The organism is Christensenella massiliensis (genome assembly GCF_040409835.1).
GTDB classification, from domain to species: domain Bacteria; phylum Bacillota; class Clostridia; order Christensenellales; family Christensenellaceae; genus Christensenella; species Christensenella massiliensis.
Genome location: NZ_CP117826.1, coordinates 1,109,751 through 1,130,875 on the forward strand (window position 1 = coordinate 1,109,751; position 21,125 = coordinate 1,130,875).

The 21,125-nt window shown below is 51.7% G+C and carries 21 protein-coding genes; 11 read left to right on the top strand and 10 right to left on the bottom strand.

What is annotated here, in order from left to right:
• Positions 1 to 18: 18 nt before the first annotated feature.
• From PUP29_RS05295 to PUP29_RS05305, 3 genes are all read left to right on the top strand, one after another.
• Positions 19 to 1,401, top strand: coding sequence for a glycine--tRNA ligase (locus PUP29_RS05295; RefSeq protein ID WP_079546810.1), 1,383 nt, complete (start codon positions 19 to 21; stop codon positions 1,399 to 1,401).
• A 207-nt stretch (positions 1,402 to 1,608) separates the two neighbouring features.
• Positions 1,609 to 2,658 carry a nicotinate-nucleotide--dimethylbenzimidazole phosphoribosyltransferase gene (cobT, locus tag PUP29_RS05300; protein WP_353423959.1) on the top strand — a complete coding sequence of 350 codons (1,050 nt, stop codon included), beginning with the start codon at positions 1,609 to 1,611 and terminating at the stop codon, positions 2,656 to 2,658.
• Between the two features lie 9 nt (positions 2,659 to 2,667).
• Positions 2,668 to 3,159, top strand: coding sequence for a hypothetical protein (locus tag PUP29_RS05305; RefSeq protein ID WP_079546808.1), 492 nt, complete (start codon positions 2,668 to 2,670; stop codon positions 3,157 to 3,159).
• Between the two features lie 74 nt (positions 3,160 to 3,233).
• Here the strand turns inward: PUP29_RS05305 and PUP29_RS05310 are convergent, their stop codons facing one another.
• Entirely contained in the window at positions 3,234 to 3,803 is a 570-nt protein-coding gene (locus PUP29_RS05310; RefSeq protein ID WP_079546807.1) for an NUDIX domain-containing protein, read from the bottom strand.
• Between the two features lie 172 nt (positions 3,804 to 3,975).
• Here PUP29_RS05310 and PUP29_RS05315 point away from each other — a divergent pair, with 172 nt between their 5' ends.
• The 3 genes from PUP29_RS05315 (at position 3,976) to PUP29_RS05325 (ending at position 7,798) form a co-directional block, all read left to right on the top strand.
• Positions 3,976 to 6,195, top strand: a complete 2,220-nt coding sequence (locus PUP29_RS05315; protein ID WP_079546806.1) for a bifunctional metallophosphatase/5'-nucleotidase — start codon at positions 3,976 to 3,978, stop codon at positions 6,193 to 6,195.
• Positions 6,196 to 6,208: 13 nt separating this feature from the next.
• Positions 6,209 to 7,210 (top strand): alpha/beta hydrolase, encoded by a 1,002-nt coding sequence (locus PUP29_RS05320; protein WP_353424061.1) that lies wholly within the window; start codon positions 6,209 to 6,211, stop codon positions 7,208 to 7,210.
• Positions 7,211 to 7,282: 72 nt separating this feature from the next.
• The gene (locus PUP29_RS05325) at positions 7,283 to 7,798 is read left to right on the top strand and encodes a ferritin (protein WP_079546804.1); all 516 of its coding nucleotides are present in this window, start codon (positions 7,283 to 7,285) and stop codon (positions 7,796 to 7,798) included.
• Between the two features lie 63 nt (positions 7,799 to 7,861).
• Here PUP29_RS05325 and PUP29_RS05330 read toward each other — a convergent pair whose 3' ends face one another.
• Positions 7,862 to 8,482, bottom strand: a complete 621-nt coding sequence (locus PUP29_RS05330; RefSeq protein ID WP_079546803.1) for a TetR/AcrR family transcriptional regulator — start codon at positions 8,480 to 8,482, stop codon at positions 7,862 to 7,864.
• The gene (locus PUP29_RS05335) at positions 8,467 to 9,894 is read right to left on the bottom strand and encodes an MATE family efflux transporter (protein WP_079546802.1); all 1,428 of its coding nucleotides are present in this window, start codon (positions 9,892 to 9,894) and stop codon (positions 8,467 to 8,469) included. The genes PUP29_RS05330 and PUP29_RS05335 overlap by 16 nt, the downstream gene beginning before the upstream one ends.
• Positions 9,895 to 10,068: 174 nt before the next feature.
• Here PUP29_RS05335 and PUP29_RS05340 point away from each other — a divergent pair, with 174 nt between their 5' ends.
• The 3 genes from PUP29_RS05340 (at position 10,069) to PUP29_RS05350 (ending at position 14,498) form a co-directional block, all read left to right on the top strand.
• Positions 10,069 to 10,920: a sulfide/dihydroorotate dehydrogenase-like FAD/NAD-binding protein gene (locus PUP29_RS05340; protein ID WP_079546801.1), complete on the top strand. Its 852-nt coding sequence runs from the start codon at positions 10,069 to 10,071 to the stop codon at positions 10,918 to 10,920.
• A 2-nt stretch (positions 10,921 to 10,922) separates the two neighbouring features.
• On the top strand, positions 10,923 to 12,317 hold the full coding sequence (gene gltA / locus PUP29_RS05345) for an NADPH-dependent glutamate synthase (RefSeq protein ID WP_079546800.1): 1,395 nt from the start codon (positions 10,923 to 10,925) through the stop codon (positions 12,315 to 12,317).
• Positions 12,318 to 12,821: 504 nt separating this feature from the next.
• Positions 12,822 to 14,498, top strand: a complete 1,677-nt coding sequence (locus tag PUP29_RS05350) for a PQQ-binding-like beta-propeller repeat protein (RefSeq protein WP_079546798.1) — start codon at positions 12,822 to 12,824, stop codon at positions 14,496 to 14,498.
• Positions 14,499 to 14,510: 12 nt separating this feature from the next.
• Here PUP29_RS05350 and PUP29_RS05355 read toward each other — a convergent pair whose 3' ends face one another.
• From PUP29_RS05355 to PUP29_RS05375, 5 genes are all read right to left on the bottom strand, one after another.
• Positions 14,511 to 15,224, bottom strand: a complete 714-nt coding sequence (locus tag PUP29_RS05355; RefSeq protein WP_079546797.1) for a lysoplasmalogenase family protein — start codon at positions 15,222 to 15,224, stop codon at positions 14,511 to 14,513.
• 20 nt (positions 15,225 to 15,244) lie between these two features.
• Complete coding sequence (locus PUP29_RS05360) at positions 15,245 to 15,976, bottom strand: cation:proton antiporter regulatory subunit (protein ID WP_353423960.1); 732 nt, start codon at positions 15,974 to 15,976, stop codon at positions 15,245 to 15,247.
• Positions 15,977 to 16,019: 43 nt separating this feature from the next.
• Positions 16,020 to 16,526, bottom strand: a complete 507-nt coding sequence (locus tag PUP29_RS05365; RefSeq protein WP_079546795.1) for a DNA-deoxyinosine glycosylase — start codon at positions 16,524 to 16,526, stop codon at positions 16,020 to 16,022.
• 32 nt (positions 16,527 to 16,558) lie between these two features.
• A complete protein-coding gene (locus PUP29_RS05370; RefSeq protein WP_079547842.1) occupies positions 16,559 to 17,065 on the bottom strand; it encodes a GNAT family N-acetyltransferase in 507 nt (168 codons plus the stop codon).
• Positions 17,066 to 17,184: 119 nt separating this feature from the next.
• The gene (locus tag PUP29_RS05375) at positions 17,185 to 18,327 is read right to left on the bottom strand and encodes a DUF3048 domain-containing protein (RefSeq protein WP_353423961.1); all 1,143 of its coding nucleotides are present in this window, start codon (positions 18,325 to 18,327) and stop codon (positions 17,185 to 17,187) included.
• 220 nt (positions 18,328 to 18,547) lie between these two features.
• On the opposite strand from PUP29_RS05375, the gene PUP29_RS05380 reads away from it, so the two are divergent.
• A complete protein-coding gene (locus PUP29_RS05380) occupies positions 18,548 to 18,913 on the top strand; it encodes an FtsB family cell division protein (protein WP_353423962.1) in 366 nt (121 codons plus the stop codon).
• 44 nt (positions 18,914 to 18,957) lie between these two features.
• Complete coding sequence (locus PUP29_RS05385) at positions 18,958 to 19,827, top strand: radical SAM protein (RefSeq protein ID WP_079546792.1); 870 nt, start codon at positions 18,958 to 18,960, stop codon at positions 19,825 to 19,827.
• A gap of 124 nt (positions 19,828 to 19,951) precedes the next feature.
• Here PUP29_RS05385 and PUP29_RS05390 read toward each other — a convergent pair whose 3' ends face one another.
• Together PUP29_RS05390 and PUP29_RS05395 are read right to left on the bottom strand one after the other, a co-directional pair.
• Positions 19,952 to 20,539: a TetR/AcrR family transcriptional regulator gene (locus PUP29_RS05390; RefSeq protein ID WP_079546791.1), complete on the bottom strand. Its 588-nt coding sequence runs from the start codon at positions 20,537 to 20,539 to the stop codon at positions 19,952 to 19,954.
• On the bottom strand, positions 20,536 to 21,117 hold the full coding sequence (locus tag PUP29_RS05395) for a TetR/AcrR family transcriptional regulator (RefSeq protein ID WP_079546790.1): 582 nt from the start codon (positions 21,115 to 21,117) through the stop codon (positions 20,536 to 20,538). The genes PUP29_RS05390 and PUP29_RS05395 overlap by 4 nt, the downstream gene beginning before the upstream one ends.
• Positions 21,118 to 21,125 lie beyond the last annotated feature (8 nt).

Here is a 21,125-nt window from a genome sequence, read left to right on the forward strand (position 1 = left end):
AATTTTGGAGGGTAAACGATGGAAAAAACAATGGACAAAATCGTAGCGCTCGCAAAAGGGCGCGGCTTTGTATATCCCGGCTCGGAGATATACGGCGGGCTCGCAAATTCGTGGGATTACGGTCCGCTCGGCGTAGAATTCAAAAACAATGTGAAGCGCGCGTGGTGGCAGAAGTTCGTGCAGGAATGCCCGTACAACGTCGGCCTTGACGCAGCCATTCTGATGAACCCGGAGGTATGGGTCGCTTCTGGTCATGTGGGCGGCTTCAACGACCCGCTGATGGACTGCAAAAGCTGCAAGGAACGGTTCCGTGCAGATAAGCTGATCGAGGACTATGTGGCGGAGAACGGCCTCGATATCGGTCCGGTGGAAGCTATGGGCAAAGAAGAAATGGAAGCGTTTATCGCAGAGCATATCGTGTGCCCGTCCTGCGGAAAAAACGACTTCACGCCTATCCGCCAGTTCAACCTGATGTTCAAGACCTTTCAGGGCGTCAACGAGGATACGGCGGCGCAGATCTACCTGCGTCCGGAGACCGCTCAGGGCATTTTCGTCAATTTCAAAAACGTGCTGCGCACGACGCGCCGCAAGATGCCGATGGGGATCGGCCAGATCGGCAAATCGTTCCGCAACGAGATCACCCCGGGGAACTTTATTTTCCGTATTCGGGAATTCGAGCAGATGGAGCTTGAATTCTTCTGCGATCCGAAAGAGGAATTCGAATGGTTCAACTACTGGAAGGACACCTGCCACAACTGGCTCCTCTCCCTCGGCATCCACGACGAGAACCTTAAGCTGCGCGACCATGCGCAGGAAGAACTTTCCCATTATTCCAACGCGACGACGGACATCGAGTACCGTTTCCCATTCGGCTGGGGCGAGCTGTGGGGCATCGCGGACCGCACGGATTTCGATCTCAAGGCGCACATGCAGCATTCCGGCGAGAGCCTCGAATATCTCGATCCCTCCACCGGGCAGAAATATGTTCCGTACTGCATCGAGCCTTCCCTCGGCGCGGACCGCGTGACGCTCGCGTTCCTGTGCGAGGCTTACGACGAGGAAACGCTGGAGAACGGTGACGTTCGCACGGTGCTGCATTTCCATCCGGCGCTCGCGCCTTTCAAGGCCGCCGTCCTTCCGCTCCAGAAAAAGCTCGCGGAAACGTCGGACAAATTGTTCGCCGACCTTGCGAAGCATTTCAACGTGGATTACGACCTTGCGGGCTCGATCGGCAAGCGCTACCGCCGCGAGGACGAGATTGGCACGCCCTACTGCGTGACCGTAGACTTCGACTCTCTCGAGGACGGCTGCGTGACGGTGCGTGACCGCGATACGATGGCGCAGGAGCGCATTTCGATGGACGCTGTCAAGCAGTTTATCGAGGATAAGCTCGTATTCTGACGTGCAGAAAGAGGGCGTATGCAGTGCATGCGCCCTCTTTTTCGTGAAATCTTACCAATTTTTAGATTGCATTACAAGAAAAAAATATGCCATACTGGATATAATAAAAAATATCCGCTTTATAAAAACGGAACACTTCAAATGGCTCTTTTCGCTTCTTGGCCTGTTCCGGAGACGGATACACTTCAAAAGGAGAGAAAACCGTTTATGAATTATGCAGATGTATTACCGTTAGACGAATCCGCTATGACGGAGGCGCGCCAGCGCATCGACTCCCTTTCCAAACCGCTCGGAAGCCTTGGACAGCTTGAGGATTATGCCGTGAAGCTCGCCGGGATCCGCGGGTTTATGGGCGGTACGCTGGCAAAACGCGCGGTGCTCGTATTCGCGGCGGACAACGGTATTTATGAACAGGGGATCACCCCCGTTCCACAGGACGTAACGCCGATGCAGACGATCAATATCGCCAACGGCATTGCGGGAGTAAACGCTTTCGCAGCGCAGGCCGGAGCAGATGTATTCGTTTACAATGTCGGCATCGCAAAGGAGGTCCGTCAGAAAAATATCATCGACGCAGTCGTGATGCGCGGCACGAACGATATGACCAAAGGGCCTGCCATGACGCGCGGGCAATGCGAACGCGCTATGAAAGCCGGATATGAGGCTGCCGCGGCGCATGCGGATTATGACGTGCTCGGCCTCGGTGAAATGGGTATCTGCAATACCTCTACAACGGCTGCCGTTGCTTCCGTTCTTTTAGACAAACCCGTCAGCGCGATGACCGGAAAGGGCGCAGGCATCACGGAAGAACAGTATCAGAAAAAAATCGCCGCAATCAGCCGGGCAATCGAAGTGAACGAGCCGGACGCAAACGACCCGGTAGATGTGATCGCCAAGGTCGGCGGCCTTGATATTGCCGCGATGACCGGCGCGTATCTCGCCTGCGCCCACTATAAGGTTCCTGTCGTGATCGACGGCTTTATCTCCGCCTGTGCCGCGCTGTGCGCAATGCGTATCTCCCCGATGAGTCTCGGCTATATGTTCGCGTCGCACAAGAGCTACGAGCAGGGATATGCCGCGATCTCAAAGGCGCTCGGCCTTTCCCCCGCCCTCATGCTGGATATGCGCCTCGGCGAGGGCAGCGGCTGCCCGCTTATGTTCTATATTCTCGAGGCATCTTTGCGCATGCTCGAGGATATGGGAACATTTGAGGAGGGCTGCATCGATCCGACCAATTATGTCGATCTGCGCGGGTGATATTTTGTCATGAAAACGGACCTGCGTTTAAACGTCCTGCGCAACTGGCGTTTTCTGCTGGAATGGGCGACCTTTATCAGCATCATCTGTATGGTGGTGGTCTTTGCCCTTACGGCGAGCATCCTGCCCGCTCCCGCGCCGTCTCCCGACGCGGACGGACTCGTCGCAAAATATGGGATGCGGACCGTACTGTTTATTCTGTTTGCTTTGGGCGGCGGAGTGTGCGGCCTGCTGTTTCTTTTATCCCGTTTTCCACGCCTGTACCGGTATCCGGTAAAGATCAATGCGGACAATGTGGAGCTGCAGTATCACATTGCCAAGATCGCTTTGTGCACCGGGCAACTGATCGCCGTAGTGGTCACATGCATTTTGATGCTGCGCGTTTATGAACAAAACATCACACTCCATTCCCCTGATTTTCGGAATATGCTGATCCGTTCCGCTGTTGCGGGAGGGGCTGTCTATCTCGTTTATTTTCTCGCCGCACGCCGCTATAGGTAAGAAAACAGGCCGGCGCCCTTCTGTGCCCGGCCTGTCTTTTCATTTTCTGCAGCAGACGGTTTTTCCTCCCGTGTTCAAGCGTTTTCCTGCTCCGCTCCGCGCTGCAGCTGCTCCAAAATGATATACGCTTTCAGCACGCACGCGACCGTTTTCGCGTCCCGAAGCTCGCCTTTCAGGCACATTTCTACCGCCCGGCCAAGCGGTATTTTTTCTACGCTGATAAATTCATCCTCATCAAGGCACTGCGTTCCCTGCTCGATATTGACCGCAAGATACAGATGGATCGCCTCATCGCAAAAACCGACGCTGGAATAGATCTCTCCGAGCGGCATCAAATCTGCTGCGTGGATCCCCGTCTCTTCCCTAAGCTCCCTGAGCGCACCGTCGTAAGCGTCCTCTCCCTCAACATCGAGCTTTCCGGCCGGAAGCTCAAGCATTTCCTCCGCGAATGGATAGCGGTATTGGCGCACGAAAAACAAATTGAGCGCTCCATCCACCGCGCATACGCATACGCCGCCCGAATGGCGTACTACCTCTCTTACCGCTTCTTTTCCGTTTGGAAGCTCTACCGTATCTTTTTGTACCTTAATGATTTTTCCATCATAGACCGTTTCTGAAGATAATTTTGTTTCTTTCAGTTCCATTTTTCCCTCCCGGCAGCATATTTTCAGTCTTTTTTGGCGGTCCTGCCGCGCCACGATATTTTTTTCATCTTACCACGCATCGGCACAGAAATCCAGCAAGACGAAAATTGCATAGCGTACGCTTTTTTGATATAATGCAGGAAACGCACCCTTGCGGAATCATGGAGGCATTATGCGTCATAAAACAGCTTGGGCGGTCCTGATCGCGGTCCTGATCGCCATTGCAGCCCTCCCCGGTCTTGCAGCTGCAGAGCCTGCGGCTGCGGATATCGAGACGGTCATCAATATTTATCATACCGGAAATGTACGCGGCCACGCGGTCGGCACGGAAACCGCCGTCGGCTATGCGCGGCTGCGGACCATTTTAAAGGAGGACAATGCGGACGGGCGCCTTGTGCTCGATGCCGGAAACGTTTTTTCCGGGACTGCATTTTCCAACCTCAGCAACGGTCAGAGCATCGCCGCGCTGATGGACCAGATCGGTTATGACGGCATGGTTCCCGGCACGCACGATTTTAGTTTTGGCAGTGAGACGCTTCTCAGCCTGCTGGACAGCTCCGGCACTGCCGGTATTGCAGTCAATATCATCGGTAAAGACGGCACTCCTGTTTTTGAGCCTTACCATATCTTTCAGGAAAGCGGCATTCGGATCGGCGTGATCGGCATCGCTTCTCCCGAGGCGGCTGAATTTGCCGATACGCGTAATTTGGACGGCGCCAGCTTTCTTGATGGCGAGCCCCTTTTTACTGCGGTGCAGAACGCCGTAAACGACCTGCGCGCCCAGAACGTAAACGCCGTAGTCGTGCTTTCTTCTTTGGGAACGTCGGATCGCCGGCAGCCCGCATGCGTCGATGTGGCAACACATGTGAGCGGGATCGATCTGATCATAGACGGCCAATCCGATGCAGTCTATGAAACAGGTTATACAAGCTATCCCGGATATATCGAGGGACGTACGCCTCTTATCGTACAGACCGGAAAAAATTTTGAAAATTTCGGGATCGCCAGTTTGTCTTTTGACAGCAACGGTATGCTGATAGGTGTAAGCGAACGGCTTGTGGAGATCGAGGAGGCTTCGGGCTATTCTCCCGATAAAAAAGTTTCCGAGACGGTAATAGAATATGAAAAGGAACAGCAGCCTATCATGACCGAAACGGTCTCTTATACGCCTGTTTTTTTGAATGCCGATCCGGCCTTTGTCCTCACAGGAAGTACAAATTTCGGCCAGCTATGCACGCAGGCTATGCTCAAAGCCACAGGGGCTGATATCGCGCTTATGAGCAGCAGCATCCTGTCTTCTTCCATTCCTGAGGGAGCGGTCTCTTTCGGAGCCCTGTATAATGCCATTCCTTATGACAGCACGATTGTTACGACGGAGATCTCCGGTGCGGAGTTGAAAGACCTTTTGAACGAACATCTTATTATGGGCAGCGGGTCCTTTCCTCAATTTGCAGGTTTTGAGGCTTCCGCCCGGAAATATCTCAATGAAGACGGGGAATCCGCCGCTGCAGTCCAAGCCCTCACAAAGGACGGAAAAGAGATCGCCGATACGGATCGTTTTACAATCGCTGTGACCGATCTTATGTATTACGGCGGAGACGGCTACACATTCAGCGAGCCGCTCCTTAAGGAGGGGCCGACTCTTTTTGATACCGTCATCAATTATCTGAACGAAGAAACTGCGGAAACGCTTTCATCCTTATCCGATCCCTCTCCTCTTACGATATGGGAGGAAACGATCGACGCTGACAGCATATCCGCAAAGCTGGAGGCGGAAGTTCCCGAGGACGTTCACGTATTTTTAAACGAAGCTTCCATCATTCCGGAAAGCGTCGTTTATCCATTGATCGGACAGGACCGGAACCTGACCTTTACCATGCAGGGAGACCGTCCCTACTCCTTTATCTTTAACGGAACAGACCTTTCTGTTCCAATGAATATAAGCCTCTCTGCCAATGTTTCTCAGGAACCTCCGCAGGGCAAGCGCACTGCCTCGTCTGCAGACGCGGAGGCTGTATTTCTCGACCTCTCCCAAAACGACGCTCTCCCGCCGGAGACCAGTATCAGCATTTACGTCGGAGATGTCTACCCGCCCGGTTCCCTCGTCTATCTGTATTATTACGATCAGAACCGGGACATTCTGCCACTGAACGAGGACGGTATCGAGGTCGATCATACCGGGAATGTAACGTTCTCCGTCTCTCCGGGCGTTACTTATCTGTTGAATTCGAGGCTTTTGAATGCCGCGACCATATTTGAGAATCCGACGGCGAACCATCCGTTTACGCTGGGGATTGTCGTCCTCGTGTCTGTATTTGCCGTTTGGGTCGTATTTTTCCTCATTACAAAGAAAGGCGCGCAAAAACAGCCTGCAAAAAAGGAAAAGGAATAAATTTTTGCCGTTTATGAATATTTTGAAATGGCTTATAAAGATCATATTGACAGGGCTGTCGTTCCCGCTGTTGATTTTTCCATTCTCTCCCAGACCTGCCTGCCTGTTCCTGCGCAATCTGTTTCGCTTCGGGACCTATATCCGTCCGCGGGACTACGCTTTTGCGCGCGCGTCGGTCCGAATCGAACGAGACCTGCCCTATAGAGAACGTAACGTACGCTGCAGCCGGCTAGATATCATCTCGCCCGCTGCAGTCTCCGCTCCTCCCCTCCCCGTCCTATTCTGGCTGCATGGCGGCGCTTATGTCGGCGGTGATAAATCCGACGTAGAGGGCTATGCCGTACAAATCGCCGCATGCGGATACATTGTGGCAAATATCAATTATCCGCTTGCACCGGAGTCTCCCTATCCGTCCGGCGTCCGTGCCGTCGCGGATGCATACCGTTTTATTTGTTCGCGCCTCATTGAGCTGAACGCCGATCTGTCAAGCGTCTATTTCGCCGGAGACTCCGCCGGCGCGCAAATGGCAGCGCAGTTCGTAACAGCTCAGCTCGATGAAAGCTATGCGCGCGCCGCCGGTATCGGACAGGTCGTTCCGCCCGATACCATTCGCGGTGCCGCTTTGTTCTGCGGCTTATATGACGCTGAAGCCTATGCCGCGCGCTTTGACCGCCGCACGCCTCTTTCCTATTTGGTCCGGCGTGTTTTTTGGGGCGTAACGGCTGATCCAAATTGGAGAAACGGCCCGGCGCTTGAAGAAGCTTCCGTCGTACGCCACATTCCTCGCTGCGGATTTCCTCCCGTTTTCCTGACGGATGGAAATATCGGCACCTTCACCGAGCAAGGGATCGCTTATGCGCAGGCGCTCCGGGAATGCGGCACGTCTGTGGAAACAGTATTCTACTCCCGCTCTTCCGTTTTTCTGCCGCATGAGTATCAATTTCTGATGCACAGGTCCGAAGCTATAAAGACTTTTTCCCGTTTCATAGAATTTTTGGAGCGCACAAAAAAATAGTTTTCGTTTTTTATTTTGGGGTATTATAATAGTATCTGGATTTGGATTTTATATTTTAAGGGGGTAAGTATTATGATCAGTAAAAAAATGGAAGATATGCTCAATGAGCAGGTGAAGAACGAATTTTTCTCCGCTTATTTCTATCTTTCGATGGCTGCATGGTTCTCTTCCAAAAACCTGAATGGGTTTGCGAATTGGTATACCGTACAGGCGCAGGAGGAGCGCGACCATGCCACGATGCTCATGAATTATATCCTGCGTGTAGGCGGGAATGCAGAATTCCGCGCCATCGAGGCACCGGACACGGATTTCAAATCGCCAATGGATATTTTTGAAAAGACGCTGGAGCATGAGCAGAAGGTGACCGGAATGATCAATGATCTGATGGCAAACGCTGTTGACGAGCGCGATTTCAAAACGCAGCAGTTCCTGCAATGGTTCGTGACCGAGCAGGTCGAAGAGGAAGAGAATGCCAGCGGACTGATCGAGAAGCTGAAAATCAGCGGAAACAGCGAGGCTGGTATCCTCTACATGGACAGCGACGCTGCATCGAGGGTCTATACTCCCTCTACGCAGGCTTCCAACTAAACGCATCCTAAAAAACGAAAACGGCGAATCGTGATTCGCCGTTTTTTTGTGTTTTTTGCAGGACTATTTTTCTTTTTTCGTCCGCCGCCTGTGCAGCAGCTTCCGTGCTTTGCTTTGCTTCTCCGCATAGGCGATAAACATGTCGTACACCAACACGGAACGACGCTCCACATTTCCTGCACCATGCAGCGAGACCGCATTCAGCATGCCAAACAGAAGCTCGGAGAGGACCTCCGCCTCTTCCTCCGTCAATTTTGTTCCACACTCTGCGAATACTCGGGTGATGAGCTCGATCAGAAGCTGCTGCACCTGCTTACGTATCCCAAATAGTGTCCGCTCAATATATTCTTTATCCGACTCAAAGTTCACAACTTGATTGATCACATCCTGCGGTGTCTCTACCATACGCGCAATAAAGCAATAGATCGCCCCATAAAGCGCTTCCTTCGGCTCTTTCCCAAACACATTGCGCATAAATTCATTCATGATCTGCTCGATCTCGCCTGCGAGCACCTGTGCGAGCAGCGCTTCCTTATCGTCGAAATGCGTATACACCGTTCCTACGGAAAGCCCGCTCACTTCAGCGATCCTACGCATGGAAAGGCTGTCGTACCCTTCTTTATGATAAATATCGAGCGCCGCGCTGATGATTTTCTGTGTTACGTCCTCTATTTTTTTCGGCATGATCCTTCCTTTCCTGAGCCCTGCGCGTCTTCTCCTGTCGGAGCAGCCGCATATTTTTCTTTTTCTTCCCGAATAAACCGGAAAATGCGCATTGCCAATACGACGGCGATCCCCCCCGATATGACATCCGATACCAGAGGAGAAAGCATGATCCCCAGCAGGCCGAGCACATTGGCAAGCACCATGACCGTCGGTATCAGGCACACTCCCTGCCGTGAGACCGACAAGATCAGCGCTCCTCCCGCTTTCCCCAGAGCCTGATGCGTCATGAGCATAACGAGTGTGAACGCGGTGATCGTAAATCCGGAGGTGAACCAGCGAAGCGCGGGCACCCCTATCTCCATGACATAGGCATCCGTTGTAAACAGGCGCAGCATTTGCGGCGCAAACAAATAGCAGGCCAGCGTGACAAGCGCCCCGATCACAAGAGAGACCGCGATCCCAAATTTCATGGCGGTTTTCAGCCGTCCAAAACGGTGCGCTCCGAAATTATATCCTGCTACCGGCTGATATCCCTGCGTAAAACCAAACATCAGTGCAAATCCCAGAAACTGGATCCGGTTTACGATCCCAAACGCCGCGATCGCCGCATCCCCATACGGTTTTGCGCAGATGTTGATGACCGCAAAACCCACCGCTGCAAGAAGCTGAGTCAAAAAGGTCGAGGAACCAATGCGGACGATGTAGGCGACGATTTCTTTCTCGAAGCGGAAGCCTTTCAGCCTAAATCGTGCGACCGTCTTTTTTCTCCAATAATTGGAAGCGAGGAGGACAAATGCAATCCCCTGCGAAAGCGCCGTAGCGGCTGCCGCTCCCATTACGCCCATATCAAAGGTAAAAATAAAGACCGGATCGAGAATGATATTCAGCACCGCCCCGATCACCATGCCGGTCATGGACTGGACCGCGCTTCCTTCCGCACGCAGCAGATTATTGAACGCCATATTCGTGAGCTGTACCGGAGACGCAAGCAGCAGGATCAGCGCATAATCGAGCGCAAGGCCGATCGTATCGCCGGAGGCCCCAAGCGCAAGCAGAACCGGCTCTGCAAAGATACTTCCCACAACCGCAACAAGCACACCGGACAAAAAGGCGAGGAGAATAGTAGCCGTCGCCGTGCGGCCTGCCTTTTCCTTTTCCTCCGCTCCTAAAAGCCGGGAAAGATATGCTCCTCCGCCTGCCGCAAACAAAACAGACAACGCCTGCGTAAGAAGCATGATCGGCATATAGACCGACACCGCCGCCGTACCGAGATACCCTTCCGGCGATAGGCTGACAAAATAGGTATCCGCCATATTATAAACGGCCATCACGACCATACTGACAATGGCCGGGACCGCAAGCCGTACGATCGCGCTGGGCACCTTTGCCGTGCCCATCATTTCCGCGCGCTTATCAACCGTCTGCTCCATCCTGTTTCTCTCCTGCGGCGCTGCAAACTGAACGCATGTTCATTTACATCTATCATCTTATTATGCCCCTCCCGCAATGTCAACTGTTTATTTTCCCCTTGTAAGTGCGCTGCCGTTTCGTTTATAATATTTATGTACGGCAATTCACGAATCTTATATAATGGGGAGTGCATTATGTTTAAAATTTTAAAGAAAGAAACACTGGCAAACGGCATTACCAAAATGGTCATCGATGCTCCGCTGATTGCTAAAAAAGCGCAAAGCGGCCAGTTCCTCGTTCTGCGTACTCATGAAAAGGGCGAACGGTTCCCGCTCACGATCGCGGATTTTGACCGCGAGGCCGGAACGGTAACGATCATCTTCGCACAAGTCGGCAAATCGACCCAGCAGCTTGGCGAGCTTCCGGAAGGCGGAAATATCCTCGACGTGGTTGGGCCTCTCGGCGTTGCTTCGCACTTTGACCCCTCCATCAAAAAAGCCGCAGTGATCGGCGGCGGCCTCGGCTGCGCGATCGCTCTTCCGCAGGCAAAGCATCTGAAGCAGATGGGCGTTTCTGTAGATATGATCGCCGGATTTAAGACCAAGGATATCATCATTCTGGAAAAGGAAATGACAGAGGCTTCGGATAACCTCATCATCACGACGGACGACGGTTCGTTCGGCATGCACGGTTTTGTGACGGACGCCCTCAAAAAACAGATCGAGAGCGGCGTCAAATACGACATCGTCGTTGCGATCGGACCTATCCCTATGATGAAATTCGTTTCCCTGCTGACTAAAGAATATGGGATCAAGACGATCGTCAGCATGAATCCTGTGATGATAGACGGCACCGGTATGTGCGGCGGCTGCCGGCTGACGGTTGGCGGCAAGACCAAATTCGCATGCATCGACGGTCCTGATTTCGATGGCCATGAGGTCGATTTCGACGCGGCTATGCGCCGCCTTTCCATGTATGATGGCATGAAAGAGCGTGAAGCGGATTGCAGATTGATTCAAATGGCAGATAATGCGGAGGACAAATGACCATGGAAAGAAATATGTCTCTTGAAAAAGTAACGATGCCGGAGCTCGACCCCAAAGTACGTGCGACCAATTTTGAAGAGGTCGCACTCGGCTATACACCTGCAATGGCGCAGGAGGAAAGCAACCGGTGTCTCGAATGCAAAAATAAGCCGTGCGTATCGGGCTGCCCTGTGCAGGTCAATATCCCGGAATTTATCCACGAGATCAAAGAAGGCAATTTTATGGCTGCTTATCAGAAGATCGTGGAGACGAACGGTCTGCCCGCCGTGTGCGGCAGAGTTTGCCCGCAGGAAAGCCAGTGCGAAAAATACTGTGTGCGCGGCAAAAAAGGCCAGCCTGTCGGCATCGGCCGTCTCGAGCGCTTTGCGGCAGATTTTGCGATGAGTCAGGGCGCGCTCGGTGCAAAGGATATCGCTCCTAAAAAAGGCAAAAAGGTCGCAGTAATCGGCAGCGGTCCGGCAGGGCTTACTTGTGCGTCCGACCTTGCAAAAAAGGGATATGACGTTACTGTCTTTGAAGCTTTCCATACCGCGGGCGGCGTTTTGAAATATGGTATTCCCCAGTTCCGTCTCCCGAAAGAGATCGTCGACCTTGAAATCAACGTCCTGAAAGAAATGGGCGTGGAGATCAAACTCGATATGGTAATCGGCAAGATATTGACGATCGACGAGCTGAAAGAGATGGGCTATGAAGCGATTTTTATCGGCAGCGGCGCAGGACTCCCGTCCTTTATGAACATTCCCGGTGAAAATCTGAATGACGTATATTCCGCAAACGAGTTTCTGACGCGCATCAACCTGATGCATGCTTACGAATATCCGTCCTACGATACGCCCATCAAGCCTTATTCCAATGTCGCGGTCATCGGCGGCGGCAACGTGGCGATGGACGCTGCACGGTGCGCAAAGCGTCTTGGCGCGGGCAAGGTCTATATCGTATACCGCAGGAGCGAAGCAGAAATGCCCGCCCGTTTGGAGGAGGTCCACCACGCGAAGGAGGAAGGGATCGAATTCCGACTTCTGGAGGCGCCTGTCGAAATCCTCGGAGACGAGCGCGGCAACGTAACGGGCATGAAAGATGTTCGCATGGAGCTTGGTGAGCCGGATGCCTCCGGACGGCGCAGACCCGTTGTTATCGAAGGAAGTGAATATGTCCTCCCGGTGGATGCGGTCATCGTAGCGATCGGTCAGTCGCCTAATCCGATGATCAAAAATTCTACGCCTGCGTTGGAAACGCAGCCGTGGGGTGGCATCATTACAAACGAGGAAACCGGAGAGACCTCTATCCCCGGTGTTTATGCGGGCGGCGACGCCGTGACGGGCGCAGCAACTGTGATCCTTGCCATGGGTGCGGGCAAGACCGCCGCAAAAAGCATCGACGCCTATCTGAGCCGTTGAAAGGATAAAACAAATGAGAAAAGACCGCGGCTTTTTCCGCGGTCTTTTTATTCATTCTTATGAATAAAAATTCTTGTATCAGAAAATTTTTCTGATTTTCAGAACTTTTTTCCGTTTTCCTATTGACAAGCTGTTTTCAGCACAGCAGCGCGTTTTTTGCACTTGTGGATAACTCATTCTTTGCCGGAGCTTCATTTTCTGAAAGAACAGCTTTACAGAGCCGTTTTTCGCAGAAAAAGTTATCCACATCTTTCTGTGGATAACTTTTCTTTTCCGCATAAATATGCGGGTTTTTGGCATGCGGAAAACCTGCACACATTTCTTCCGGACTTGACAGCGTTTTTTCACCTTTTTTACAAACAGCGTCTTGCATATTCCATTCTTTTTATGCATAAAATATTTATTCTTTCTTCTATATGCACAGGCGATGGCAGCCGGCACTTTCATGTTCCCCATATTTCATGTATAATGACAGCAGAGCGATTATTGTAAGGAGCTACTCACATGCCGTACCATTCTCATTATCACCGCAAGCGTTCTTATCACCGCAGTTATTCCGGCGGAGGCTACCGGCCCCGCCGTCATCGAGGCCGTCTGCGCGTTGGCCGTCTGCTTCTTCTGATCCTGATTTTTGCTGCTGTCATTGCGGGGATCGTATTTGGTATCATGTTTTTGACGAAAACCGGCGTATTCTCGACGGAGGATGTTGCCCGGTCAGCCGATGGCAGTCAATCCGTTTCCTCCTTTGAGCCTGCTTATGCTTCCGCGCCTGCCGACGCTGCTCCGGCCGCAGCCGACTCGACGCAGCCCACGGCATTCGGCCTTTCTTTTGAGATCGAGCAGGATGGAAATACCGTTTCATCCGCTGTACGCGCAAAGGACATCCTATTTCCGTCCGCAAACGATTATTCCCTCCTTTCCGGGATCGCCTTGGCAAACGGAAACAATTATCGTTCCGCAAAAAGCTTTGGCGCACTTTCTGAAAGAGCCGGCTCACTTGAGACGGCATGGCACGAAAAGACCACGTCCTCTTCTTTACAGCCGCTTATCGTGGAATGGGAGGCTGACCTGCGGCAGATGATGGAGCTTTATCCCGAAAAACAAAATAAGGATGGCCTCGTGGAAGTGCTTTCGCTCCAAGACGATGGAACGCTTGCCTTTCAGGACCTTTCAGACGGCAGTCCCACCCGTGATGCACTTTCGCTTGGCTCCGGGAGCTCTTTCGCTCTCGATCCGCGGGGATATCCGCTGCTCTATGCCGGCGGCGGAACGGAGGACCCGTCCATCCGTATCTACAGCCTTTTATCCGGCGAGCTTCTGTACCGATATGACAGCCAGACGGACACATTTTCTCCCGCAGATACAGAAAAAGGGTTCTCCTGCTCTCCCCTCGTCTCTGCGGATGCAGATACGCTTGTTTGGGCAGGAAACAACGGCGTTCTCTATACCTTTGTGCTAAATTCAGACTTTGACCGTGCGGCAGGGACCGTGTCCGTCAATCCTGATTCGCCCGTGAAATACCGGTACAGCATTTCCTCCGGCGCGGAAAATGAAAGCTATTCGATCACCGGTCTGTGTGCATGGCGGGGATATGCCTTTGTGACGGACAGCGGCGGTTATCTGCAATGCATTGACCTTAACACTATGAACCCGGTTTATATACAGTATCTGAACGGAGCCTGTGCTGCCGCTCCTCTTCTGGAGGAAGAAGCAGACGGTATTTATCTTTACATTGGCACCAGCGCCTCCAACGCTGCCGCCTCTCTTTACAAAATAAAAGGCCTTTCGGGCGAAATCATCTGGCAGCGCGAATTTTCATGCGGGGAAGCGGGCGGAGTCCTTTCCACGCCTGTTCCGGGATATGGCTCCTTGGACGGCGCTGTGCTTTGTACAGTTTCTCATGCAGACGGCTCTTATTCCGCCGTCTATTCGCTTGCCGATGATACGGGGGAAATCAAATGGGAATATCAAACAGGGCTTGCTGCGTCCGATTCGCCGGTTCCCATTTATACTCCGGACGGAGCGGCAGCAGTATTCCTTTCTGCAGAGGGGCGGGCTGTTCTGTTAGACAATTCGGGAACTCTCCTCGATTCTCTCGACGTTCCCGAAAGCACGGGGGCTCCTGCCGCTGTTTTCGGCAGTACCGCTGTTTTCGGCGGAACTGGGATTTTGCTTGGTTAAAAAATTCTCACGTTATATAGGAAGCGTATACTGTAAACTCAGAGCGATCAGGAAAACGCCTGTGAAATAGGTGATCGAATTCCATGCGGTGATGCTGTTTTTCCTGCTGTGATAGTTCCATATTCCAAGCAGGAGGTCAGACGTCCAAAACAGGACTGCTCCCGCTGCCATGAAAAAATAAGCCGGGATATGCGGGCTTACTGTGGACGGCCACAGCTCTGCACCGGCAGTTGGGGCGAGTACTGTTACGAGCGCTTTTGCCATCATAAGGGAAAGCAGTATCATATAGACCGTAAGCGGGCCCTGTGCTTTTCCAAGCTGCCAGCTTTGCTTTTTCATCAGGATCAGCGCTGCCGCGAGCAAGAGCGCTGTGAAAACGAATTCAGCGGGTCCGATCCCCTGCACAGTAAACATGGAAACGAGAAAGAATGCCTGCGCGCCTGCAAAAAACAAAATGCCGCAATTGAATTTCCGCGCATCGATCTGAATAAAGCGCAGAAAATAATCCCCTATGAGCGCACATACAAGTCCGCATAAAATAAATACCGCCTCTTCAGGAGGACCGGCGGGCCATGACAGTAGCCCCCATCCACCTAATACACAAAAAAGTGTGCTGAGCGTCATTTTTAGTTTGGTCGCACGGCTGAACCGTCCGAAAATGTCTTCCCGAATATAGAAAGACAGTAGGACAAAATAGGCTGCCGCAAATAAAATGATACCTACCATAGCCTTACCCTCATGCTCCTTTACAGAGTTTCTGTATTCTGTATTGTCTCCTGCGCGTCGCCGAGCACGAACAGGCTCCGAATTTTTTCCAATTTTCCAAAGACAACGAGCTTATCACCCTTCTCTATTTTCGTATCCCGGGTGATATATTCCATTACCTCGCCGCCGCGTTGGATCAGGATGATACGCACCCCAAAATTTTCCATCAGGCCGCTCTCCCCCAAGCTCTTGCCCTGTATGCTGTCGGGTACGGCCGCGATGCTGACGCCCGCGACTACGCCCTTCGCGTATTGATCCACTACGCTTACGATATTGACACTGCCCCGGAACATCCATTTGCGTCCCATTTTTTCGATCAGGTCATTAAACCTTTGTTTTGCTCCCGGCACGCGCTTGACAATCATAAATATGACGAATACCACTGCAAGTATGACTGTGAGCGTCCAAAAATCTTCCTGAATCGCTTTTGGCAGGTTCAGAACGACGTTTACAAATGCCGTAACGATCGTAATGGAAAAAATGTAGCCGAACAGCATGATCGTACGCGCAAGCCGCCGGCGCAGAAGCTTTCCCATAATGAGTTCGCTCTCCTGCGTCGTATATCCGCTGTTTGTAAGCAAGGATATCACCTGAAATTTTGCTTTTTCCTCTGTGAGGCCCGACATGCGGAACAGGATCGTAAAAATATCGATAATCAAGATATACAATACTGCTACCGCAAAAAATAAAGAAATGGAAACGGAAAGCGTCATCCGTCTGCTCCCTCCTTCGTGTGCTGTGCACATTCTTTTCTGTTTATTCTTTCAAATACTCCAGCAGGACTTTCCATGCGCCAATCAATTTTTCGATCGTCATTCCCGCGTTAGCAGGACTGGTCGACGGCAGACAGAGGGCCGGTCTTTCCACAGCCTCCTTGCAGTATCTGCGATATAGCTCTCCCGCCTTTTTCCCATTTGCAGCAATAGCGCGGATGTCGGCCGTTTGAAGAATCTCTGTCAAATCGTTCGGCTCCGGCGCTTTGATGGACGCATCTGCGCTCCCTCTGATCTCGCATGACCGCAGCACGTCAAACACCGCGATCTTATTTTCCAGCAAAAAGCATCGCCTGTTTTCCGTTCCCTCCGGCACAGGCCGGCCGAACAAAGCTGCAAGCACCGGAAAGAAACGATTGTGCGGATTCCCATAATAAAAGCCTGTTTCCCGCGATTTAACAGACGGAAACGTTCCGAGGATCAATATTCTGGACCGCTTATCAAACACCGGTCTCAACGGGTGGACGAGCCGGCTCGTTTTTTTCTCCATGCAGTTATTATAACATGTGCAGAGCGGAGCTGCTATCTTCTTGTCAGCGCATACATACAGGAATCCTGCAGAACGCCGTTTTTATATATGCTGTTTTTCAGGATGCCCTCCAACGAAAACCCTGCTTTTTCAAGCACCCTGCGGGAAGCGGCGTTTCCCGCAAACGGTTCCGCAAAAATCCGTTCGATATTATATTTCGAGAAAACATAACGGCACATTTTCACGACCGCTTCACTCATGATCCCTTGATTCCAGAACGGTTCACCGAGCCAATAGCCAAGCTCTGCGCTCTTTTCATACACATCGCTCCCGAAAAAAACGCCGATACTTCCCACGGCTGTTCCATCGACTGCAATGGCGCGCGTCACCTGTCCGTCTCCCTCCTGTTCTATACAGGAACGGATATATTGAGCAGCGGCGCCGGGCGGATAGGGATATGGAAAGACATTCCTTAGGTTTGCCGCAATTTTCTCATGATTCGCATAGCTCTGTATGGACGCCGCATCTTCTTCCTTCCATCTTCTGAGTACAAATTCCATATTCCCCCTCCTTTTTTTCATCGTAGCACCCTCCGCCTGTCCGGTCAACCGTCTCTTCCCCTGAGCGGCGGGCAGAAAAAAGAGCAGCGCCGCGGCTGCCCTCTTTCTGCTCTGCTTTATCAGTCAGCTTCACCGACGATCGTCTCATCCGTACCGTCGGCGTATGTGACAGTCACTTCCCGCCCGGAGGGCATCATCGTGATCCACGTATTGCCCGGCGCGAGCGTGAGCTCTTCCCCGCTTTCCAGCGTATAGGAGGTCGGGCTGTCATAGGTCGGCCGTTCCCACGTGCCTTTTATCAGCTTTCCATGAATCACGAACAGCGCGTCGCCGCTTCCCTTTACATCAACGATCCTGCGGTCGCTGCCTGGGCCGTCGTTTGCCCTTGCATCGTGAACAAACTGGATGACCGCATTTTGAACTGTAATTTGTTCGCCTGTCGCATCGTCCCTGTGCTCTTTCCCTCTTGTAAAGCGCAGCAGACTATCGGCGTCCGCATCATACTCATAGGATGCGAACTCTCTATCTCCAAAGAAATGCAGGCCGATCTCCTGAATCTCCGGCTGGTCCGTGTAATCCTGCGCCGGATAAAACGCAAAGGACTGAAGCGCCTGCGGCTCATAATCATAAATCGCGAGCGCCTCCATCAGGTCGATCCCTGCATAGTCCGATTCGGAATATCCGTCTTTCAGCGGAAAAAAGAGATCATGATTGACGGCATGCCGCCCCGCTCCGTTGATGCGCTGCCGGATATGCTCGCTGCTGGAGCCCCAAATATCGGTCTCGTCATCTGTTGTCGTATCCGGCCCTCCCATATGTACATAGAGAGCGTCCCATTCTTCCTGTATCCATTGATGATAATACCGCGAAGAACGCACCGGCCCGACGATCAGCTCGTCCGGTGCATCCGTTCCGTTCACCGCATCGTTATAAAGCGCCGTGAACCTTGTGTCCCCGCCGTCTACGTCCGTTTCATAGACGATATCAGCATAACTGAGCCCCGTTTGCGGCCGCGCGGCGTCTGCATTGTCGATCTGCACCATGATTGGTTTATAGACTGTATTTCCGGGCAGGCCCGTCGTGGGCGAAATTTCTGTGGGGTCGGCGGATGCTTCCGGCGCCGGCGTTTCCGCAGGAGCAGGCGTTGCCGCCTCGATCACCGTCGGCTGTACGGATGGTTCCTCCTCCACAGGCTGAGAGCAGGCTGTAAAAATACTGCAGGCCACTATTGCAGCCAGCATCACTGTTAAAAACTTTTTCATATAGACAGAACCTCTTTTAACATTTTTGGAGATCTGCTTACGCATATCCCTGCAGCCAATCCGGCTGCCTGTAAAACTGGTTATTATTATAACACTTACTTCATATTTTTTAAACAAATCCGTAAAAAATTAAGATTCTTTCCGCTTTTCCCCGTTTATCTGCATTTCGCTTGCAGTACATAGCCGAGTATGTTATAAATAATTGAGGGAGGTTTGTTCTGTGGCGAAAAAGAAGAAAAAAACATTTCGTTTTAGCCGTATCAAAGTATTCGTTCTGATTGGCGTGCTTGTATATGCCAGTTTGACTTTTTTTAACCAGCAAACGCTTCTTGCCGCCCAACAAACCAAGCAGGAGGAATTATTGGCGGAGCAGGAAGCGCTCAATCAGGAAATCGATTATTACAAAAATGAACGCGAATATATTGGAAGCGATGACTATGTGGAGCGGGAAGCGCGGGAACGCCTCGGCTGGCTGAAGCCGGGTGAGAAAAAATATGTTTTTCCAGAGAACGACGATCCTGCCGCGGACTCATCCTCCGAACCGGCTCCAAGCGATACCGTTCCATCCTCCGAACCGGCTGAATAAAATCAAGACCTGCCACAGGGCAGGTTTTTTGATAGGAGAATGTTATGCAGTATGAAGGCGATATTTACCGTCCGCCAAGCGAAGCGCACAGCCTGATCGTGCAGGCTACGGTGGGCTGTTCCCATAACCGCTGCACATTTTGCAGCATGTATAAAGCAAAACAGTTCCGTGTCCGTCCAACAGAAGACATATTGGCCGATCTTACAGAGGCTTCCATTCTGTATCCCGGGGCGGAGCGTATTTTTCTCGCGGACGGCGACGCCCTGATCCTCCCCACTGCTGAAATGCTTACTGTGCTTTCTCATATTCGCACCTGCTTCCCAGCCTGCCGGCGCATTTCCGCATACGCTTCGCCGCGCAGCATCATGCTGAAAACGGCAGAGGAATTGACCTGCCTTTGTGCGGCGGGCCTCGATATGGTATATCTCGGGTTGGAATCCGGAAACGATGAGGTTCTGCGTCTCGTCCATAAGGGTGTTTCCGCTCAAGAGATCATTTCCGCTGGGCAACGGGTCAAATGTGCAGGCATCAGGCTTTCCGTTACCGCTATCAGCGGTCTGGGCGGAAAAGCGCTTTGGCATGGGCATGCGGTCGATACCGGAAAGGCGTTTACTGCCTTAAAGCCCGATTATATCGGACTTTTGACCTTGATGCTCGAGAAAGGAACGCCTCTTTTCTCTGACGCCGCTGCCGGCAGATTTGCCGTTCTCTCACCGGATGAGGCAGCCCTTGAGACTCTCGTTATGCTGGAGCACATGGATTGTGAGGGAAGCATCTTCCGCAGCAACCATGCTTCTAATTATATTTCCCTGCGCGGCACTTTGAATAAAGACCGCAGTGCAATGATGGAACAGCTGCATAGTGCGCTGGCCGGGCATATCGATTATAAGAAAGAATATTTGCGCATGCTGTGAGCATTATATTCATATATTTTTCATAATTTTAATATTTACTGTTCATAAAATTGCTTTATGATAAATACATCAAGTTTTTTTCATATTCTTCCTCATAGATCGGAAGCGCCGTACGGCGCTTCCATTATTTTTTAGGCTTCAAATGAAGAATATCTTCTATTATAATGCGGACTACCGGAGCAAGCGCTCCGTCTATGATGACAGCCTTATTAATGATGCGGATGATGAGGCCGGAAAGGATTGCATAGATGGCATCCGCCGTATCCTCCCATTCTTCTTCCGGAACGCAGCACTTCATGAGATGAGTCTGCGCCGTATCCCTGAACCGGGCATAAAACCGCTGGTCTCTTCCTCCTGCCCTACAGCCCGCCGGACCAGTCCTGTGCTCTGAATAGAATAGAAGTCCATAGCTTGGGTCCTTTACAAGAAAACGTATCATCTCTTCGATCAGCACCAGAAACGCCTCTTCACCGCTTCGCCGTTTCATCTGCCGGTTCACATATACAGTCAGCCTATTGCAAACCTCTTCCGCCATCCCTTCTATAAGCGTATCCTTATTTTTAAAGTAGCGGTAGGGAGCCTGATGGGTAAGGCCGCAGCGCTCCGCCAATTTTCTTGCTGAAAAATTCTCGATCCCATCCTCTTTTACCATGGCGAGCGCAGTATCCAACAGGATCCCTTTGGTGGGATTCATGGTTCCGTGCTTTGTCATTCTCCTTCCCCTCCGGTCCTCTTATTGTCCAAACAAGACATTCCCGTTTTCAGAATTCGTTCGATGCGGGTTCCATCGTCCCATTCGCCGGCTGTATAGGGCATCCCTTCGATCAAGGCGCCCATTATCATCTGTTTATACCAGCGGAGGTTCCAATCATCCTGTCCGTCTATTACGACCGGATAATCTGTAACATACTGCCAAATCGCTCCGTCTTCCTCAATATAGTATTGTGTCATAGGTGCTTTTATAAATATTTGCCGCAGCAGCGGAAAATATTTTTCATGATATGCATAGAATTCCTTTTCCAGCTCTGTAATCCGTTTAAAAGGATCCGTTTCCCTCAGCACTTCGTCTGAATAAAGACGCTTCATCATCTCTCGAAAAATTTGATGCCGCATACCTGCTAAAAATGCAGCTGCATCTTCAAAATAATTATACGGCGCTTTCGGCGACATGCCACACTCACGCGCAACCTCCCGAATCGAAAACTTTTTCATTCCCTTTTTTCGGAGCAACTCGATCCCCGTATCGATCAATCTATTTCTGGTTTGTTTACTTTTTCGGGTCTGCACCACTCATCACC

Bases quoted from the DNA above. Each gene is read 5' to 3' on its own strand.
- PUP29_RS05385 (WP_079546792.1), top strand. From the start codon at position 18,958: ATGCAGTATGAAGGCGATATTTACCGTCCGCCAAGCGAAGCGCACAGC.
- PUP29_RS05335 (WP_079546802.1), bottom strand. From the start codon at position 9,894: ATGGAGCAGACGGTTGATAAGCGCGCGGAAATGATGGGCACGGCAAAG.
- PUP29_RS05360 (WP_353423960.1), bottom strand. From the start codon at position 15,976: ATGACGCTTTCCGTTTCCATTTCTTTATTTTTTGCGGTAGCAGTATTG.
- PUP29_RS05355 (WP_079546797.1), bottom strand. From the start codon at position 15,224: ATGGTAGGTATCATTTTATTTGCGGCAGCCTATTTTGTCCTACTGTCT.
- PUP29_RS05370 (WP_079547842.1), bottom strand. From the start codon at position 17,065: ATGGAATTTGTACTCAGAAGATGGAAGGAAGAAGATGCGGCGTCCATA.
- PUP29_RS05365 (WP_079546795.1), bottom strand. From the start codon at position 16,526: ATGGAGAAAAAAACGAGCCGGCTCGTCCACCCGTTGAGACCGGTGTTT.
- PUP29_RS05330 (WP_079546803.1), bottom strand. From the start codon at position 8,482: ATGCCGAAAAAAATAGAGGACGTAACACAGAAAATCATCAGCGCGGCG.
- PUP29_RS05310 (WP_079546807.1), bottom strand. From the start codon at position 3,803: ATGGAACTGAAAGAAACAAAATTATCTTCAGAAACGGTCTATGATGGA.
- PUP29_RS05340 (WP_079546801.1), top strand. From the start codon at position 10,069: ATGTTTAAAATTTTAAAGAAAGAAACACTGGCAAACGGCATTACCAAA.
- PUP29_RS05375 (WP_353423961.1), bottom strand. From the start codon at position 18,327: ATGAAAAAGTTTTTAACAGTGATGCTGGCTGCAATAGTGGCCTGCAGT.
- cobT (WP_353423959.1), top strand. From the start codon at position 1,609: ATGAATTATGCAGATGTATTACCGTTAGACGAATCCGCTATGACGGAG.
- PUP29_RS05320 (WP_353424061.1), top strand. From the start codon at position 6,209: ATGAATATTTTGAAATGGCTTATAAAGATCATATTGACAGGGCTGTCG.
- PUP29_RS05350 (WP_079546798.1), top strand. From the start codon at position 12,822: ATGCCGTACCATTCTCATTATCACCGCAAGCGTTCTTATCACCGCAGT.
- gltA (WP_079546800.1), top strand. From the start codon at position 10,923: ATGGAAAGAAATATGTCTCTTGAAAAAGTAACGATGCCGGAGCTCGAC.
- PUP29_RS05325 (WP_079546804.1), top strand. From the start codon at position 7,283: ATGATCAGTAAAAAAATGGAAGATATGCTCAATGAGCAGGTGAAGAAC.
- PUP29_RS05295 (WP_079546810.1), top strand. From the start codon at position 19: ATGGAAAAAACAATGGACAAAATCGTAGCGCTCGCAAAAGGGCGCGGC.
- PUP29_RS05305 (WP_079546808.1), top strand. From the start codon at position 2,668: ATGAAAACGGACCTGCGTTTAAACGTCCTGCGCAACTGGCGTTTTCTG.
- PUP29_RS05315 (WP_079546806.1), top strand. From the start codon at position 3,976: ATGCGTCATAAAACAGCTTGGGCGGTCCTGATCGCGGTCCTGATCGCC.
- PUP29_RS05390 (WP_079546791.1), bottom strand. From the start codon at position 20,539: ATGACAAAGCACGGAACCATGAATCCCACCAAAGGGATCCTGTTGGAT.